The organism is Enterobacter cloacae complex sp. P16RS2 (assembly GCF_014982155.1).
Taxonomy (GTDB): Bacteria; Pseudomonadota; Gammaproteobacteria; order Enterobacterales; family Enterobacteriaceae; genus Enterobacter; species Enterobacter cloacae_M.
The window spans coordinates 21,490-38,913 of sequence record NZ_JADCKW010000010.1 but is presented as its reverse complement, the minus strand read 5'-3'; the positions used below and the strand labels follow the sequence as shown (position 1 = coordinate 38,913).

The following is a 17,424-nucleotide window of genomic DNA, read 5'->3' as shown; positions in this document are numbered from 1 at the left end:
AGATGAGGTAGTATCTGCGGCAACATTGCCTGAAACCCTTCGGTTTCTGAGTTGAGGAATCACACGTAATGAGCGATATGGCAGAGCGCCTCGCGCTACATGAATTCACGGAAAACGCCTACCTGAACTACTCCATGTACGTCATCATGGACAGGGCGTTGCCGTTTATCGGGGATGGCCTGAAGCCCGTTCAGCGCCGCATCGTCTATGCGATGTCCGAACTGGGGCTGAACGCCACCGCCAAGTTCAAGAAATCCGCCCGTACCGTCGGTGACGTACTGGGTAAATACCATCCGCACGGCGACAGCGCCTGTTATGAAGCGATGGTGCTGATGGCGCAGCCGTTCTCTTACCGCTACCCGCTGGTGGACGGTCAGGGGAACTGGGGGGCGCCGGACGATCCGAAATCCTTCGCGGCGATGCGTTATACCGAATCCCGTCTCTCTAAATATGCCGAAGTGCTGCTGGGTGAGCTGGGTCAGGGAACCGTTGACTGGGTGCCAAACTTCGACGGTACGATGCAGGAGCCGAAGATGCTGCCCGCGCGTCTGCCGAACATCCTGCTGAACGGCACCACCGGTATCGCGGTCGGTATGGCGACGGACATTCCGCCGCACAACCTGCGTGAAGTGGCGAAAGCCGCTATTACCCTCATCGAGCAGCCGAAAGCGACGCTCGACGAGCTGCTGGATATCGTGCAGGGGCCAGATTTCCCGACCGAAGCTGAGATCATCACCTCGCGCGCGGAAATCCGCAAAATCTACCAGAACGGTCGCGGCTCCGTGCGCATGCGCGCGGTGTGGAATAAAGAGGACGGCGCCGTGGTGATCACCGCGCTGCCGCACCAGGTTTCCGGTGCCAAAGTGCTGGAGCAGATCGCCTCCCAGATGCGCAATAAAAAGCTGCCGATGGTGGACGACCTGCGCGACGAATCCGACCACGAGAACCCGACCCGCCTGGTGATCGTGCCGCGCTCCAACCGCGTGGACATGGAGCAGGTGATGAACCACCTGTTCGCCACCACCGATCTGGAAAAAAGCTACCGCATCAACCTGAACATGATTGGCCTCGACGGACGCCCGGCGGTGAAAAACCTGCTGGAGATCCTCACCGAATGGCTGACCTTCCGCCGCGATACTGTCCGTCGTCGTCTGAACCATCGTCTGGAGAAAGTGCTTAAGCGCCTGCATATCCTCGAAGGTTTGCTGGTGGCGTTCCTCAATATCGATGAAGTGATTGAGATCATCCGTACCGAGGACGAGCCGAAGCCGGCGCTGATGTCGCGCTTTGGCATCAGCGAAACCCAGGCCGAAGCGATCCTCGAACTGAAGCTGCGCCATCTCGCCAAACTGGAAGAGATGAAAATCCGCGGCGAGCAGAACGAGCTGGAGAAAGAGCGCGATCAGCTGCAGGCGATCCTCGCGTCCGAGCGCAAGATGAACACCCTGCTGAAAAAAGAGCTGCAGGCTGATGCCGACGCGTTTGGTGACGACCGTCGTTCTCCGCTGCACGAGCGCGAAGAAGCGAAGGCGATGAACGAGCATGACATGCAGCCGTCCGAGCCGGTCACCATTGTTCTGTCGCAGAGCGGCTGGGTGCGCAGCGCCAAAGGCCACGATATCGACGCGCCGGGGCTGAGCTACAAAGCGGGCGACAGCTTCAAAGCGGCGGTGAAAGGCAAGAGCAACCAGCCGGTGGCGTTTATCGACTCCACCGGCCGCAGCTACGCCATCGACCCGATTACGCTGCCTTCCGCGCGCGGGCAGGGCGAGCCGCTCACCGGCAAGCTGACGCTGCCGCCGGGTGCGACGGTTGACCATATGCTGATGGAAGCCGATGACCAGAAGCTGCTGCTGGCGTCCGATGCGGGCTACGGCTTTATCTGTACCTTCAACGATCTGGTCTCCCGTAACCGTGCCGGTAAGGCGCTGATAAGCCTGCCGGACAACGCCCACGTGATGGCGCCGCTGGTGATTGAGAATGAAAGCGACATGCTGCTGGCGATCACCACCGCCGGACGTATGCTGATGTTCCCGGTCAGCGATCTGCCGGAGCTGTCTAAAGGCAAGGGCAATAAGATCATCAACATCCCGTCGGCGGAAGCCGCGAAAGGCGAAGATGGCCTGGCGCACCTCTTCCTCCTGCCGCCGCAGAGTACGCTGACCATTCACGTCGGCAAGCGTAAGATCAAGCTGCGTCCGGAAGAGCTGCAGAAAGTGGTGGGTGAGCGCGGTCGCCGCGGCTCGCTGATGCGCGGCCTGCAGCGCATCGACCGCGTGGAGATTGACTCTCCTGCACGCAGCGCTGCGGGTGACAGCGAAGAGTAATGTCGTGATATCCCCCTCTGCCCGGAGGGGGAGTTTCAATAAAATTTCCCGTAAAATCGTTGTTAATTCGTGCGTTGCGATTAACAATACGCGCTCGTAATAAAGTCCTTACCTGGCCACAGGTGAAGTATAATTGTCAGCTGTTGGGGCTTCAGAGGTCGCTATGCTATATATTGTTCGTCTTATTCTTACCGTTATCTACTGCATTCTGGTCTGTATTTTCGGCTCTATTTATTGCCTTTTCAGCCCGCGTAATCCGAAGCATGTTGCCACCTTTGGCCATATGTTCGGTCGTCTTGCGCCGCTGTTTGGTCTGAAGGTTGAAAAACGTCTGCCTGAAGGGGCGGAGAATTTCGGTAACGCCATCTATATCGCCAACCATCAGAACAATTACGATATGGTGACCGCCGCAAATATCGTGCTTCCACCGACCGTGACGGTGGGAAAAAAAAGCCTGCTGTGGATCCCGTTTTTTGGCCAGCTGTACTGGCTGACCGGTAACCTGCTGATCGACCGTAACAACCGTGCGAAAGCGCACAGCACCATTGCGGAAGTGGTGAATCATTTTAAAAAGCGCAAAATCTCAATCTGGATGTTCCCGGAAGGAACGCGCAGCCGCGGCCGCGGCCTGCTGCCGTTTAAAACCGGGGCGTTTCATGCCGCAATTGCGGCAGGTGTTCCAATTATTCCCGTGTGCGTTTCCAATACTTCGAATAAGATTAATCTTAACCGCCTGAATAACGGGCTGGTGATTGTCGAAATGCTGCCACCCGTCGATACCAGCAAATACGGTAAAGACCAGGTGCGCGAGCTGGCAGCGCACTGCCGTGAGCTGATGGCTCAGCATATTGCGCAGCTCGACAAAGAAGTCGCAGAGAGAGAAGCCGCCGGTAAGATTTAATCCGGCGTTGAAGGGAAAACGAATTCCCGCGTTGTTAGTCGTTTCAGATGGAGCTTATATGTCACTCAGTCGGCGTCAGTTTATTCAGGCTTCCGGGATCGCCCTTTGTGCGGGTGCGATGCCGCTGACAGCCAGCGCCGCCGGGCAGCAACAGCCGCTGCCTATTCCGCCATTAATTGAATCTCGTCGCGGTCAGCCGCTTTTCCTGACGCTGCAGCGCAGCCACTGGTCCTTCACCCAGGGGACGCGCGCGCCGGTCTGGGGCATTAACGGACGTTACCTTGGGCCGACCATACGCGTGTGGAATGGCGATGACGTAAAGCTCATCTACAGTAACCGCACCCCTGAAAATGTTGCCATGACCATCAGCGGCCTACAGGTGCCCGGCCCGTTGATTGGCGGCGCGGCGCGAATGATGTCACCCAGCGCCGACTGGGCGCCGGTTCTGCCGATTCGCCAGAGCGCGGCCACCCTGTGGTATCACGCCAACACGCCTAACCGTACGGCGCAGCAGGTTTATAACGGCCTGGCAGGAATGTGGCTGGTGGAAGATGAGGTCAGCAAATCCCTGCCGATCCCGAACCACTACGGCGTGGATGACTTCCCGATTATCATCCAGGACAAGCGTCTGGATAATTTCGGTACGCCGGAATACAGCGAGCCGGGCAGCGGTGGTTTCGTCGGCGATACGCTGTTGGTCAACGGCGCGCAAAGCCCGTATGTCGAGGTCTCGCGCGGCTGGGTGCGCCTGCGCCTGCTCAACGCGTCCAACTCGCGCCGCTATCAGCTGCAAATGAGCGATGGCCGTCCGCTGCACGTGATCTCCGGCGACCAGGGCTTTTTACCGGCCCCGGTGTCCGTCAAACAGCTGGCGCTCTCGCCGGGAGAACGTCGCGAAGTTCTCATTGATATGACCAATGGGGATGAAGTGTCTGTCACCTGCGGTGAAGCGGCCAGCATTGTGGACCGCATTCGCGGGTTCTTTGAACCGTCGAGCATTCTTGTCTCGACCCTGGTGCTGACCCTGCGCCCGACCGGTCTGCTGCCGCTGGTGACCGATAGCCTGCCAATGCGCCTGCTGCCGCAGGAGATCATGAGCGGCTCGCCGGTGCGCAGCCGTGATATCAGCCTGGGCGACGATCCGGGCATCAACGGCGCGCTGTGGGACGTCAACCGCATCGACATTACCGCGCAGCAGGGCACCTGGGAGCGCTGGACGGTCCGTTCAGATATGCCGCAGTCGTTCCATATTGAAGGGGTGGCATTCCTGATCCGCAACGTCAACGGTGCGATGCCGTTCCCGGAAGACCGCGGCTGGAAAGATACTGTCTGGGTGGACGGTCAGGTTGAACTGCTTGTCTACTATGGTCAGCCTTCGTGGCCGCACTTCCCGTTCCTGTTCCACAGCCAGACGCTGGAGATGATGGACAGGGGCTCCGTGGGGCAGATGCTGATCAACCCTGCGCCATAATCCTGACATTCCCGGTTCGCCGGGAATGGTTTATGCCCGCCAGAAAAAGCGCGAGAACAGAATCAGCACCGGGTAAATTTCCAGACGCCCTAAGATCATCGCCGCGCACATCAGCAGTTTTGCCCCCTCTGTTAACGTGCCAAACGTCGACGCCGTCTCCCCAAACCCCAGCCCCATGTTGTTGATGCAGGCGGCGACCGTTGCGAATGCGGTGAACAGGTCGTAGCCCATCAGATTGAGCGACCAGACAAAAAAGCCCGTGATCATGACGTAGAGAAAAAAGAAGCTCCATACCGAGCGCAGGACGCGTTCATTCACCACGCTTTTGCCCACCTTAATGCTCAGCAGCGCTCTCGGATGCGCCAGCTGGTTCATCTCCTGAATACTCTGCTTGAACATAATGAGAAAACGCAGGGCTTTGATCCCGCCGCAGGTCGAGCCTACGCAGCCGCCAAAAAAGCTGGCGCTCAACAGCAGGAAAATGGTGTGTGCGGGCCATTGGGCATAGTCGGCGGTCGAAAGGCCGTTATCGGTCATCATCGAACTGGCAAGGAAGAAGGCGTGCACCAGGCTATCCGTAGCGTTGTACATCCCGGCATGCCAGACCTGCCAGGCGGTGATGGCAATAATCACCGCGGCGGCGCTCAGAAAGAATTTAACCTCCGGGCTGCGGCGAATCGGTTTTAGGGTGCGTCTGACAATGGCGACGTACCAGAGGGTGAAGTTGAACGCGGAGAGCAGTGAAAACGCCCCGGCGACCAGCTCAATCGCGTGGCTGTCATAAAACCCAATGCTTTCGCTGCGGGTGGAGAACCCGCCCAGCGACACGGTCGACAGCCCGTGACAGAGGGCGTCAAAAAATGACATTCCCGCCAGCCAGTAGGCCAGGGTGCAGGCCACGCCCAGCGCGAAGTAGGTCACCCACAGCGTGCGCGCGGTATCGGCAAGGCGGGGAGTCAGACGCTCCTCCTTGAACGGCCCCGGCATCTCTGACTGATAGAGCTTCATGCCACCAATGCCCAGCAGCGGCAGGACCGCGACGGCCAGCACGATGACGCCTAACCCGCCAATGAAATTCAGCTGTGCGCGGTAATAAAGGTACGACTTAGGCAGGGCGCTGACGTCCCCGATCACCGTTGCCCCGGTGGTGGTGATCCCGGAAACCCCTTCAAAGAGCGCGTCGGCAAAGGAGAGCCGTAGCCCGTCATCCATCCAGAGCGGCATGGCGCTAATGAATGAAAACAGCAGCCAGAACAGCACGATAATCACAAACCCGTCGCGGGTGCGCAGCTGTATGCCGGCGTGACGGGTTGCCCGCCAGGTTAACCCTCCGAGAGTAAAAAAGGTTAAAAAGGTGGTCAGAAAGGCAAAGTAGGTCCGCTCTTTATTCAGCAGGGCGATAACCATCGGCGGCAGCATGGAAAGGCTGTACAGCAGAACCAGAAAACCGCAGAGGTGAAGGACAACCCGCAGCTGGGATACATGTAACGAATCGTTGGGCTTCACGACAGAGCTCCGCGCAATAACACGTTCCGGGGCAAATCACCGGAAAATATAGTGAATATTATGATTCAAAATTATCAGGGCGCCGTATTTTAACGACTTCCCCGAATATCTGCCTGCTTCATGCAACCTTTTCTTCAAATCTGGCGGATGAACAGCGTATAATCCCGCTCCTTTTGTCTATTTTTTCTTCGGAAGCATTATGAGCGCAATCTCCCTGATCCAGCCGGATCGTGACCTCTTCTCCTGGCCTCAGTACTGGGCGGCCTGCTTTGGACCGGCGCCGTTCCTGCCGATGTCCCGGGAAGAGATGGACCAACTGGGCTGGGATAGCTGCGACATCATTCTGGTCACGGGCGATGCCTACGTTGACCACCCGAGCTTTGGTATGGCGATTTGTGGCCGTATGCTCGAAGCGCAGGGCTTCCGCGTGGGGATCATCTCCCAGCCTGACTGGAACAGCAAAGACGACTTTATGCGTCTGGGTAAACCGAACCTGTTCTTCGGCGTGACCGCAGGCAACATGGATTCGATGATCAACCGCTACACCGCCGACCGTAAGCTGCGCCATGACGATGCCTACACGCCGGATAACGTGGCGGGCAAACGCCCCGACCGCGCAACCCTGGTCTATACCCAGCGCTGTAAAGAAGCCTGGAAAGACGTGCCGGTGATCCTGGGCGGCATCGAGGCGAGCCTGCGCCGCACCGCCCACTACGACTACTGGTCTGATACCGTACGCCGCTCGGTGCTGGTGGATTCCAAAGCCGATATGCTGATTTACGGTAACGGCGAGCGTCCGCTGGTGGAAGTGGCGCACCGTCTGTCGCAGGGTGAGCCGGTTAGCAGCATCCGCGACGTGCGCAATACCGCCATTATGGTGAAAGAGGCGCTGCCGGGCTGGAGCGGGGTGGATTCCCGCATCATTGATATGCCGGGCAAAATCGACCCGATCCCGCACCCGTACGGCGAAGATCTGCCGTGTGCCGATAACAAGCCGGTTGAGCCGAAAAAAGCGGAAGCGAAGGCTATCGTTGTGCAGCCGCCGCGCCCGAAACCGTGGGAAAAGACCTACGTGCTGCTGCCGTCCTACGAGAAGGTGAAAGCCGACAAGGTGCTCTACGCGCACGCGTCCCGTATTCTGCACCATGAAACCAACCCTGGCTGCGCCCGCGCGCTGATGCAGAAGCACGGCGAGCGCTTTATCTGGATCAACCCGCCGGCGATCCCGCTCTCCACCGAAGAGATGGACAGCGTCTTTGCGCTGCCGTACAAACGCGTTCCGCACCCGGCGTACGGCAACGCCCGTATCCCGGCGTATGAGATGATCCGCTTCTCGATCAACATCATGCGCGGCTGCTTCGGCGGCTGTTCGTTTACTCTTGTTTTTATGTATTTAGAGTTAAACTCTACTTTTCTATTTTTAGAATTCAAGCTATTCATCGTAATTGAGAGATATCCTTTTAATGTTCAGCAAGCCTGTTAAAAGCACTTTATCTGAACCGCGTTTTGCCTAAATCCTGCTCAATATATACTCTCCCTGAGTTCTGAAATCCTCAAATTCCCCAATCTTAAAGCATTGATACATAGATGATGTCAGATAATGCGCAATCATCTCACCGCCAATATGGATCCGTTCCGGGTGTGAGTATGTCGCCTGTATAGCCCTTTGTTCATTCATCATTACAGGAATTGTCTGCAACAAATCCCCATCCAGGATTTGGCACTCAGGTTTTACTCCTGTTCCGTATTGTAATTGCTCTGATTCGAAATCATGGACTGAGCGATAGGCGAACGAAACGATATTTCCTGTTTCCTCGCAAATTGCGAACTGATAAACACTGGTTGTCACCGTTGAAGAAGAGGGAATTGCATGGTCATGCTTGTATTGTTTCCACAGCCTCCTTAGACAGGCCGATGTATGATAATTGAGATTTTGTATACCTGATACGACCATTCTGGTTGATGCTTCAAGCAACCAGGTGTTAGAAAATCCACCTGCCCCCGTACCTGCTATGATGGTTCTTAGCTGGGGGATGTAACCTGCTTTGGAAACAAAAGATAACGGCTCCCCATTATCGGTGACGGCAAGGGTATCTGTTACAATCAGTGCTTGTGCTTCGTCTGTATAAAATATCAGTGATGACATATTTTCCTCATCCAGAAAAGACATTACATGAATCACAGAACAGGTCACTACAACCACGTGAAAGGGAGTCAGACCATTTTCCAGAGGTAAATATATTCTTGTGTTTGGACGCGTTGCGGTTCTCTGTAAAAAATATATAGCACAAACAAAAGTCCCCGCAGGGATAAATATAGTTATATGCGCTTTTTCTGCTGGCTTTTACAATTGAAAGTGACAGGTAAACGAAATGTGTTACAGGTTTCTTTTGCTTTTCGTTGGGTTCTGTATATGCGAATTTACCCTGTGTGTTATTTTTGCAATGGACTCAGGCTGTATTCAATCAATTAAGGTTTACTTCTGGCATTAAGATGTATCCGTTGCCTGTTTTTTAAGGGCACGGTTTGTGCCGGGAAATGAAAATCACATCTTAAGTTCTTCACTCAAAGGATTTGTGATGTTTATCACGTATGGTCCGGGTAACGTGTTGAGGTCAATGTATTGCATCGTGATGGTGTCGTTACATCTTTTACTTTCCTCCTGATTTGCATATTCACTCCCGGCAACCTGGTTGTTTGTTTTTTCTTCTTCCGGATTTATAGTGTAGGCATGAGGTGGCGTTTCAGGGCGACAGACTGTGAGGATAATCACTAACATTCATGCGCGTTATGGGCGTGTCAGCAAACTGGATGCAACAGAGCCGAAACTGAAATTTGAACCCGGATTTCTGTATGCTGAAATACCTTATATTAGCGGCATCCAGAATCGAAAACTGAGCCGATATGTACACTTTTATCTTATGGATAAAGCTATCCTGCAGGCCAGGGATTTAAAGCCTTTAGCCCGGGCATTTTTACGCTGGATAAGGTGGCTGGAGGATAACGGACTTGACCCTTTCACCCCGGGAACGTTGAAATACCAAAGCCCTACATATGGCTTCAGGGAGTATCTTCTGGGGGCCGTAAGGCAGGGGCGCATCGCCTCATCCACCGCGGCGGTGTACATCAGCGTTATCCGACGGTTTTACGTATTTCTGGGCAAGTGTGGTGAGCTGGCTGCCAGCTCATTTTTTACGTTGGTCGAAAAAGTCGTTGACGGGCGACGCAAGGTGATAAGTTCGGATCTTGCCATCAGGATAACCAGCACAACAAAAAGGACAATCAACCCACTGAATGATGCAGAGGTTCATATCCTGGATGAGGCACTGAAATCTGAGTCCGGGTTGTTCAGTTTAATGATTGTGCTGATGAAAAATTGTGGGTTACGGCTGGATGAAATGCTGACCCTGCCGTCGTCACTCTTTACTGAAGAGTACCTTGCCAGTGTCCCTGTATCTGAGTTGACCATCAGGGGGCTTCATATTGGTCCGAGATGCGGAGTTCATACGAAGTTTGGGATGACGCGAGAACTCTTCATCACCAGACGATTGTACGAGCAGGTTCTGGATTATCTGGCGGATGAGGAGTATGAAAAGAAGATCCAAAAATGGCGTGCACGACAGGGTGGGGAAGGGCGGCACGAGCCTTTATTTTTAATGGCAAACGGGAAACGGATGTCTGAAAAAGCCTTTTACTCCCGCTGGTACAGTTTTCGCCATCGCCTGGCCCGGTCTGCTCCGGGAAATGTGTTCAGACATAAACCCCATGATTTGCGGGCAACGTTTGCGACCCATTTTTTACGCTCGGCACTGAGTTGCTATCCCGATCAGGCCGCAAATGCGCTGGGTACAGTAAAATACTGGATGGGCCATAAAAGCGAAAATACGACGATGAAATACATCGTCTTTCTTCAGCAAAACCAGATTTCTGATGCAGTCGCCGGGGTCATGGACGCATTGATTGACGGTGCTGCAGGTCGCGATGGAGCCATATATGAGCCGGAGTGAAACGCAGATAACGTGGATGGCCGAAAATGTGCTGTCATGGGAGACGGTCAGCGGACACATCACTCAGCGGGATCTGAACCGATATTATTTACTTGACGTTTATCTTCAGGCTCATTTTTCAGATTATGTGTTGCTCCCCGGATGGTTTAGTGAACATTCGCATCTTGCCCGCCCTGAAAAACGCGATTTTATTGCCTCTCTGAAACGATTTCTTCTGTCTTACCGTCCCGCCGGAAGGTTAACCATTTTCCGTTATCTCAATATGTTTTTTATATGGCAGTCAGTCAATCAGTATGACTATGGCACGGCTGAAGGCGTTGAAATGTATATTAAACATCTCATGAACGATATTCGTCGGCGAAAAATTTCAGTCAGGATGGCAAGACACTACTTGTCCGTGGTCAACCGGTTTTTGCTTACGGGCGGGCAGATTCAGAGGCGGTATGAATATGAATTCTTACCGAAAGGAACGTATCAGCAGCAGGGAAGGGATAGCTATACCAGGAATGAACTTTCCGAGATCCTGAGGCAGTTGTCATCCATGAATGAGTTCCTTGCGGGATGTATCCGGGAGCATATCGCTAAATCGGAAAAAGGGGTGCGGCATTTCTCACCGTCTTTGCTGGCACCTGTTTATGAAGCGTATTTCCGGTATCCGGGAGAGAACGGGGTCAGCAGGGCAGAGATCATCATCAGGGACGTTCTGGAAAATTACTTTCTTACTTCTTTTTTTCTGTTCTGTTACCACACATGGGGAAACACCTCTCAGGTTCTGGGTCTGACGCGGGATGATATACATCTGGATGAAAAGGGTATCAGCACTGATTATGTTTATAAGGGGAGAGCGAATAAGTATATACGTCTGACGATAGGTAAATCGGAGTATGTGACCAAACGTGCGGGCTATTACTGGTTTCTGTCTTTTATCAGGCTCAGGGACGACATCGTTAACTATCTGGTTTCCGCAGATAACTTCCCTCCGGTACAGGCGCTGTTTCTGAGTGAGCCGCAGGTGAAATTCCGTAAGCTTTATTCTCTTAATCCCAGTCATCTGACTAAATTTTCTAACTCTGAGGGGGCGTGGGCCACGATGCGGCAGCTTAATCCCTCGCTTCCATCAATTACCGTTTCTGGCTTGCGCAAAACGTCTGAGCAGTATACGGACAGAACATTAAAGAATGGTCTGATTACGGCGGAAAAAGCACAGCATAACTGGGGCACTTACAGGCGGAATTATGCTGCAGGTAACCCACAGGGGGCGAAGGAAAACTTCAGTGCTGCACTTGATACGCTTATGAATCAGGGGATTGCGACACGTGCGTTATCCGAGCGGGTAAAAGTTGCTGATGAGCTGGGGATCGATCTGCGTGGAAGCGATGAGGGTGTGGATCTTTTATTGAATGGCCTGGGATGTCGATCGCAGGAGCCGCCTACAGATATTGAATTGCGCTTTATAAAAAAGCAAAAACGATTTGGCCGGACACCAAAGGCTTGTGCGGATTTTTCTCATTGTGTCGAATGTTCAAAAAGTTGCGTTGTGGAAACGCTGGAGTCTGTATGGCTCCTGCTGTCATTCAGGCATGCTATCGAGTATGGAAAACCGTTGTACATCGGTTCGGTCAATGCTGTGGAGCGTTATGAAACGTTACTCCTGAAGATTGATTTACGGCTTGGGCTGGTAGATGAGGCGACCCTGAAAAAAGCGCGCGTTAAACTTCAGCGAGAAGGTGTGGCTCCGGTATGGCAGATTTGAAGAAAAAAGAGGTAAGCCGTAGTCGAATGGCGGAGTTTCCTGCCGGAACGCCGCTTCGTTCAGGGGATGAGTTTCCGACTGAGGATATCATCTGTGAGGCACTAGAAAACAAAAGCTTTGAACGTCTGAATAACTGCCTGGTTATCGCCAGCTCAGATGAACATGATATGCGTTTTATTAATGAGGAGACGCTGAATATTTATTTCAGGGATGATGTCTGGACCAATCGCTATGTCAGAACCCATATTGGTGAAACGTTAAGAACCGTTAATTTTTCAGGCATACGGGATCCTGAACTGCGTCTTGAAGCCAAAATCATCTCAGCCAGCCTGCTCTGGATTGTCGGCAGGACCGCGAAGACGCAGTCCCTGATCCGGAAATGTGCAAACATTGTGGCGGGAGCCCGTATTATTGAGTCTATGGGGTATCGCAGTCTGTTTCAGCTTCGTTTTCCGCTTGTCCGGAATGCTTTCATTGTAAAGATGAAGGAGGAGGATGAGCACGGCAGGAAGCGTTCTGAAAGAACATTACGTAATTACTTTATGGACCTGGCGGATATCTCGCTGACAGGTCATACCCGTCTTCGAAAATACGGTTACTTTCCTGATATTAGCTTCGACAGTTACAACAGTGTGGATGATTCAAACCAGACATATTGTATGCCTTTCAGTCTTATGATGTCTGTCTGGGAAGGGCTGATTACTGAACTGGATGCTGAAATCAGTGATTTCGATTTTGACGGGTTTTCCCGGCTGTGCGCTATCATAAACGGTTTTTATGATTCGCCTTACTATACGTCGATGCTGGAAGCCCGTAAAAGAGGGACAGCAAAAAGCATACCGGATTACCGGGCCGCGTATTACTACAATATTGTTGCCGGGGAAATTCGGGCGCTTTTCGCGACACTTGGCCCCGGGATGCAGGGCTGGTTCTCGGTACATAAAAATAAGCGCTGGAGATCTGATTTTATTGGCGTTGATCACATAAAGCTGAACACCTGGCATTTTGAGCTGACGTTAAAAGTCATGAATGTGATACAGGCCATGTCGGGGATGAGACACAGCGAAGTGCTTGGCGTGATGCACGGTTCACTGATTTATGATGGTGATATCCTGGGACTTCGTTCGGTGTTGCATAAGTTCGCCCCGGAAGGTGGAAGTCACGAAGACTGGGTTGTTTGTCGCTATGTGGAAAAGCCTTTTCAGCATTTACGCAGAATTAATCAAATCATGACAGGCCTGGACGGGAAGACGCTGGACAATGTTCCATTGTCTTTAAATATCAGGTCGTGGTTCTCGGAGCAAAAACTCTCTTTTATGGGGACGCAGCGCCAGACTGAGTGGGCAAAGAAATTTGTGAAAAGACACCATCTGTTCATCCGACGTGACCATATTGATGAGTTCAGGCTTTTAAATCCAAACATACGTGATGATGAACGCGTTGCGATGGAGATTCGGGAGGGGGCTTTCTGGCCATTGCGAACCCATCAGTTTCGCCGTTCACTTGCTGTACACCTCAGGCGTCTTGATCTGATTTCTACTAATGATCTTATCCGGCAGTTTAAGCACTTAATCAGAGGCATGACGGAGTGGTATATGTCCGGTGCACTCAACGCTTCGCATTTTAGCCGGGCGATCCCTCAGGCATTCGCTGCCGAGATTGAGAGGGTTGATACCGAACTCTCAGCTTCCAGGGCTGTTTCTTATCAGCATGAAGGCCTGCTTTATGGCGAAGGCGGGAAGTTACTGATGTCCCAGAGAGGTGGGCACTTACATCAGATGACGTTTCCTACACTGAAAAAAGCGATGAGCATGGCTAAACGAGGCGGGCAAAAACTGGTATCTCTTGGAAACGGTTTTTATTGCATGAATGGCCATGACTGCGAGTTTAAGGCGGTTGTTCAGTCAGCGTCCTGCAATCCGGGATGTGAGAACATGCTGGCCGGAGCTGATTCTGTTCCCGTGTGGAAACGCAGGATGGCTCATTATGACAACCTTCTGGAGATTGCCGTGCGAAATAATGCTCCTCAGGCTGACAGGGATTTTCTGATGCTTGAGAGAGATTTTTATGCAGATGCTGTCCGTTTTTTTGAAAAGGATGAATAGAGCATGACGAACGAACAGTCGGGGGTTAAAAAAACACAGGCAAGAGCAGAGCAGGCCCTGAGGGAACTGATGTTATCAGGGGAGCGTATCAGCCAGTATGCTGTGGAAAAACGAGCGGGGCTGGCAAACGGCACCCTGAATTATAACTGTCCTGAGTACAGGCAGGTCAGGGAGGCTATCCGCAGTCTGAAAAAAACGTGCCAGGGCACCGCGCCGGTTGATGAGCAGGGCATTGAGCAGCAGATCAAGCTGAAAGAAAAGTATCGCCGTCAGAGAAATGAGCTGAGGGAAGAAATCAAAAAGATGATGGCTGAAAATGTAGAGCTGTTACATAACCTTATACTTTTACAGCAGTATGTCAGGGAGCTTGAACGCAACACCGGGAGGGAGAAAGGGGACGTCATTCCGTTCTCGGGTGGTGTCAGGGACTGAGGCTATACTGAACGGAAGGACGCGAGGTGAATCGCCACAGGTTTAACAGACACCTCAGAGTCATTTAAGATGACTTAAAGAGAGGTGCCCATGAGCGGTAAGCGTTATCCTGAAGAGTTTAAAATTGAAGCAGTCAAACAGGTTGTTGATCGCGGTTATTCTGTTGCCAGCGTTGCAACGCGTCTCGATATCACCACCCACAGCCTTTACGCCTGGATAAAGAACTACGGTCCGGATTCTTCCACTAATAAAGAACAGTCAGATGCTCAGGCCGAGATCCGCCGTCTTCAGAAAGAGCTGAAGCGGGTTACCGACGAACGGGACATATTAAAAAAAGCCGCGGCGTACTTCGCAAAGCTGTCCGACTGAGGTACGCCTTTATTCGTGACAACACCTATTGCTGGCCTGTTCGCCTGCTCTGTCGGGTGCTGGATGAACATCCCAGTGGTTTTTACGCCTGGCTTCAGCAGCCGCATTCACAACGCCATCAGGCAGACCTGAGACTGACAGGACAGATTAAACAGTTCTGGCTGGAATCGGGATGCGTCTATGGTTATCGCAAAATCCATCTGGATCTGCGGGACAGCGGGCAACAGTGCGGAGTGAACAGAGTCTGGCGACTGATGAAACGTGTCGGGATAAAGGCTCAGGTCGGATACCGGAGCCCGAGGGCATGTAAAGGCGAGGCCAGTATCGTGTCGCCCAACAAGCTCCAGCGACAGTTCAATCCGGATGCTCCGGATGAGCGTTGGGTAATCACAGCGTGGTTTCCTCAAACCCTCGCTGTGAATTAACTGAAATACTTCATTGAAGCTGTAACCAAACAGTTAACTGAAAGAATGAGCCCGCAGAGCATTGCACAGCGATGACACCATTTGTTGAGCTTCACCGTTTTCGCATACAACCGTCCGGAATTTGGAAAAGCACTGTCTTTTTGTACTGACCGATCATGATTAAGTGACACCTCTTCGAAAAAGAGAGCGCGATGAGCGATTAATATATGGCTCGAAAGACAATTATGTTGGGCTTTTATGACCGCTGTCAGAGGTATTATCTTACCCGGACGGCAACAGGGTCGGAATGTCATCAGCGGCACTGTAACAAGCTATCCGCCATCTTAAATATCTGCAGGTCCTTGCACCGAGTATGCACACCAACCGACAGAGTGATTTGACCCAAACTGGTGGATATTTTGCAAAACTATTAGCCTCTTATGACCGGTCTGCAGCCTGATATTGAGGAATTAGTGCGCTTTCATGGAATGCCTGCCGGGATCGCAAGTACGAACCCCCGGTACTGTTACACTGAATGTGCTCAGTCCTGTATCAGATTGTATTTTTCAGCAACTCAAGAACAACCCTTATTTTATCATTGTCACGTTTGTAGTACGTCCAGGGACCGATGCGCTGAGAAGTAACAAGTTGTGCCCGTTGAAGAGCTGAGAGGTAAAGAGAAACGGTAGACTGTGAGAGCCCGACCTTTTCCTGAATGATACTGACACACACACCGAACTCGTCCGCATCAGCATAAGGCTGATGGAAGTGTATTTTCGGTTCCTTGAGCATATGCAGAATTTTTCTTCTAACAGGGTTTCCCAGCGCCTTAATCACGTCATTCAAATCAATATCAGGCATAAACTCTGTCACTTGTCGCATTGAGGAATTGCAATGTTACGATACTTCTCTACGTTAAGCATCAGCTTTTGAAAAGCTGATGCTCATAAGAATGGTTAGCCAAAGGCGGGATAATCTGTGTAGCCTTTTGCCGTTCCACCATACATGGTTGTTGGATCGACCGGATTCAGTGGCCATTCATGATAAAGGCGCTGCGGTAAATCCGGATTAGCTATGAACGGGCGGCCAAATCCGATAATGTCTCCCCAGCCAGCACCGATAATCCGTTCGGCTTTTTCTTGCGTATATCGCCCGGCATACATAATTACACCGCTGAATAACTTACGGACTTCAGCTCTGAATGCTTCAGGCAATTCGGGAGCATCATCCCAGTCGGCTTCAGCAAGAGAAATATAGGCTATTCCGATTTCTTCAAGAATTTTAACGGCTTCGGTATAGGTTTCATGGGGATCATCTTCCACCAGGCCAAGATAGACCCTTACTTCATCCGTGGTCTGAAAGAGCGGAGCAAAACGGACTCCCACACGGTCTTTACCGACCACATCAGCGACAGCCTGCGTCACTTCGCGCAGAAACCGCAGCCGGTTATGTAATGAGCCACCATATTCATCCTCTCTTTTGTTGCTATGGGATGACATGAACTGGTTAACCAGGTATCCATTTGCACAGTGAATTTCCACACCGTCAAAACCGGCATCAAGGGCGTTCTGAGCTGCCCCGGCGTACATCCTGACAATCTCACTAATTTCCTCTTTTTCCAGTGCGCGGGGGCAGGAAGCGGTAGCCAGCGCACCCTCTCCCGGCCCGGTTTCGATGAATACCTTAACGTTTTCCCCTGCCGGTATCGCCGACGGAGCGACAGGCGAGGCGTTACATGGCTGCAGGGAGTTATGGGATACTCTTCCGACATGCCAGAGCTGGGCAAAAATGATGCCTTCTTTTTCATGCACTGCCCGCGTCACTTTCTTCCAGCCTTCCACTTGCCGTGAGCTGTAGATCCCCGGGGTCCACGCATAACCCTGCCCACGAGGTTCGATTTGTGTTCCTTCGGTCACCATAAACCCGGCACTGCTGCGCTGTGCGTAATATTCAGCCATCAGTTCGTTCGGAATATCACCCGGTTGTGAGCTCCGTGAGCGGGTTAAAGGCGGAAGTACAACACGATTCTTCAGGGTGTAGGGACCTAGTCTGGTGGGAGAGAACAGGTTTTTCGTCTTCATTACATATCCTGATATAGCGAATTTTCAATATCACTGAAACGCCATGTCTCAGCATTTACGACCTGGCA

At 52.3% G+C, this 17,424-nt stretch carries 11 protein-coding genes and 2 pseudogenes; 9 read left to right on the top strand and 4 right to left on the bottom strand.

Features of this window, described 5'->3' with window-relative positions; all coding sequences use genetic code 11:
• The first annotated feature begins 68 nt into the window (after nucleotides 1-68).
• The 3 genes from parC (at nucleotide 69) to ftsP (ending at nucleotide 4,699) form a co-directional block, all read left to right on the top strand.
• The gene (gene parC, locus INF68_RS07200; protein WP_032659942.1) at nucleotides 69-2,327 is read left to right on the top strand and encodes a DNA topoisomerase IV subunit A; all 2,259 of its coding nucleotides are present in this window, start codon (nucleotides 69-71) and stop codon (nucleotides 2,325-2,327) included.
• A 163-nt stretch (nucleotides 2,328-2,490) separates the two neighbouring features.
• The gene (plsC, locus tag INF68_RS07195) at nucleotides 2,491-3,228 is read left to right on the top strand and encodes a 1-acylglycerol-3-phosphate O-acyltransferase (RefSeq protein WP_023309187.1); all 738 of its coding nucleotides are present in this window, start codon (nucleotides 2,491-2,493) and stop codon (nucleotides 3,226-3,228) included.
• Between the two features lie 58 nt (nucleotides 3,229-3,286).
• Nucleotides 3,287-4,699, top strand: coding sequence for a cell division protein FtsP (gene ftsP / locus INF68_RS07190; protein ID WP_023309186.1), 1,413 nt, complete (start codon nucleotides 3,287-3,289; stop codon nucleotides 4,697-4,699).
• Nucleotides 4,700-4,729: 30 nt separating this feature from the next.
• On the opposite strand, the gene INF68_RS07185 is transcribed toward ftsP, so the two are convergent.
• A complete protein-coding gene (locus INF68_RS07185; RefSeq protein WP_045356053.1) occupies nucleotides 4,730-6,205 on the bottom strand; it encodes a TrkH family potassium uptake protein in 1,476 nt (491 codons plus the stop codon).
• A 199-nt stretch (nucleotides 6,206-6,404) separates the two neighbouring features.
• Here INF68_RS07185 and INF68_RS07180 point away from each other — a divergent pair.
• Nucleotides 6,405-7,580: pseudogene (locus INF68_RS07180) on the top strand (YgiQ family radical SAM protein); the annotation flags it as partial.
• Nucleotides 7,581-7,715: 135 nt separating this feature from the next.
• Here the strand turns inward: INF68_RS07180 and INF68_RS07175 are convergent.
• Nucleotides 7,716-8,351 carry a hypothetical protein gene (locus INF68_RS07175; protein WP_023279901.1) on the bottom strand — a complete coding sequence of 212 codons (636 nt, stop codon included), beginning with the start codon at nucleotides 8,349-8,351 and terminating at the stop codon, nucleotides 7,716-7,718.
• A 613-nt stretch (nucleotides 8,352-8,964) separates the two neighbouring features.
• Between INF68_RS07175 and INF68_RS07170 the strand changes: the two genes are divergently transcribed.
• The 5 genes and pseudogenes from INF68_RS07170 to INF68_RS07150 all read left to right on the top strand — a co-directional run.
• On the top strand, nucleotides 8,965-10,212 hold the full coding sequence (locus tag INF68_RS07170) for a site-specific integrase (protein WP_007897923.1): 1,248 nt from the start codon (nucleotides 8,965-8,967) through the stop codon (nucleotides 10,210-10,212).
• Nucleotides 10,199-11,965: a hypothetical protein gene (locus tag INF68_RS07165; protein WP_007897920.1), complete on the top strand. Its 1,767-nt coding sequence runs from the start codon at nucleotides 10,199-10,201 to the stop codon at nucleotides 11,963-11,965. Before INF68_RS07170 ends, INF68_RS07165 begins: the two co-directional genes overlap by 14 nt.
• Nucleotides 11,953-14,070 carry a hypothetical protein gene (locus INF68_RS07160; protein ID WP_017384059.1) on the top strand — a complete coding sequence of 706 codons (2,118 nt, stop codon included), beginning with the start codon at nucleotides 11,953-11,955 and terminating at the stop codon, nucleotides 14,068-14,070. Before INF68_RS07165 ends, INF68_RS07160 begins: the two co-directional genes overlap by 13 nt.
• A 3-nt stretch (nucleotides 14,071-14,073) precedes the next feature.
• Nucleotides 14,074-14,502 (top strand): hypothetical protein, encoded by a 429-nt coding sequence (locus INF68_RS07155; protein WP_017384060.1) that lies wholly within the window; start codon nucleotides 14,074-14,076, stop codon nucleotides 14,500-14,502.
• 90 nt (nucleotides 14,503-14,592) lie between these two features.
• Nucleotides 14,593-15,281: pseudogene (locus tag INF68_RS07150) on the top strand (IS3 family transposase); the annotation flags it as partial.
• Nucleotides 15,282-15,827: 546 nt separating this feature from the next.
• Here INF68_RS07150 and INF68_RS07145 read toward each other — a convergent pair.
• A complete protein-coding gene (locus tag INF68_RS07145; RefSeq protein ID WP_032415288.1) occupies nucleotides 15,828-16,136 on the bottom strand; it encodes a helix-turn-helix transcriptional regulator in 309 nt (102 codons plus the stop codon).
• Between the two features lie 95 nt (nucleotides 16,137-16,231).
• Nucleotides 16,232-17,356: an alkene reductase gene (locus INF68_RS07140; protein ID WP_023279877.1), complete on the bottom strand. Its 1,125-nt coding sequence runs from the start codon at nucleotides 17,354-17,356 to the stop codon at nucleotides 16,232-16,234.
• Nucleotides 17,357-17,424 lie beyond the last annotated feature (68 nt).

Excerpts from the sequence above, each read along its gene's own strand:
- ftsP (WP_023309186.1), top strand. The coding sequence starts at position 3,287 with ATGTCACTCAGTCGGCGTCAGTTTATTCAGGCTTCCGGGATCGCCCTT.
- INF68_RS07145 (WP_032415288.1), bottom strand. The coding sequence starts at position 16,136 with ATGCCTGATATTGATTTGAATGACGTGATTAAGGCGCTGGGAAACCCT.
- INF68_RS07165 (WP_007897920.1), top strand. The coding sequence starts at position 10,199 with ATGAGCCGGAGTGAAACGCAGATAACGTGGATGGCCGAAAATGTGCTG.
- INF68_RS07155 (WP_017384060.1), top strand. The coding sequence starts at position 14,074 with ATGACGAACGAACAGTCGGGGGTTAAAAAAACACAGGCAAGAGCAGAG.
- INF68_RS07140 (WP_023279877.1), bottom strand. The coding sequence starts at position 17,356 with ATGAAGACGAAAAACCTGTTCTCTCCCACCAGACTAGGTCCCTACACC.
- parC (WP_032659942.1), top strand. The coding sequence starts at position 69 with ATGAGCGATATGGCAGAGCGCCTCGCGCTACATGAATTCACGGAAAAC.
- plsC (WP_023309187.1), top strand. The coding sequence starts at position 2,491 with ATGCTATATATTGTTCGTCTTATTCTTACCGTTATCTACTGCATTCTG.
- INF68_RS07175 (WP_023279901.1), bottom strand. The coding sequence starts at position 8,351 with ATGTCATCACTGATATTTTATACAGACGAAGCACAAGCACTGATTGTA.
- INF68_RS07160 (WP_017384059.1), top strand. The coding sequence starts at position 11,953 with ATGGCAGATTTGAAGAAAAAAGAGGTAAGCCGTAGTCGAATGGCGGAG.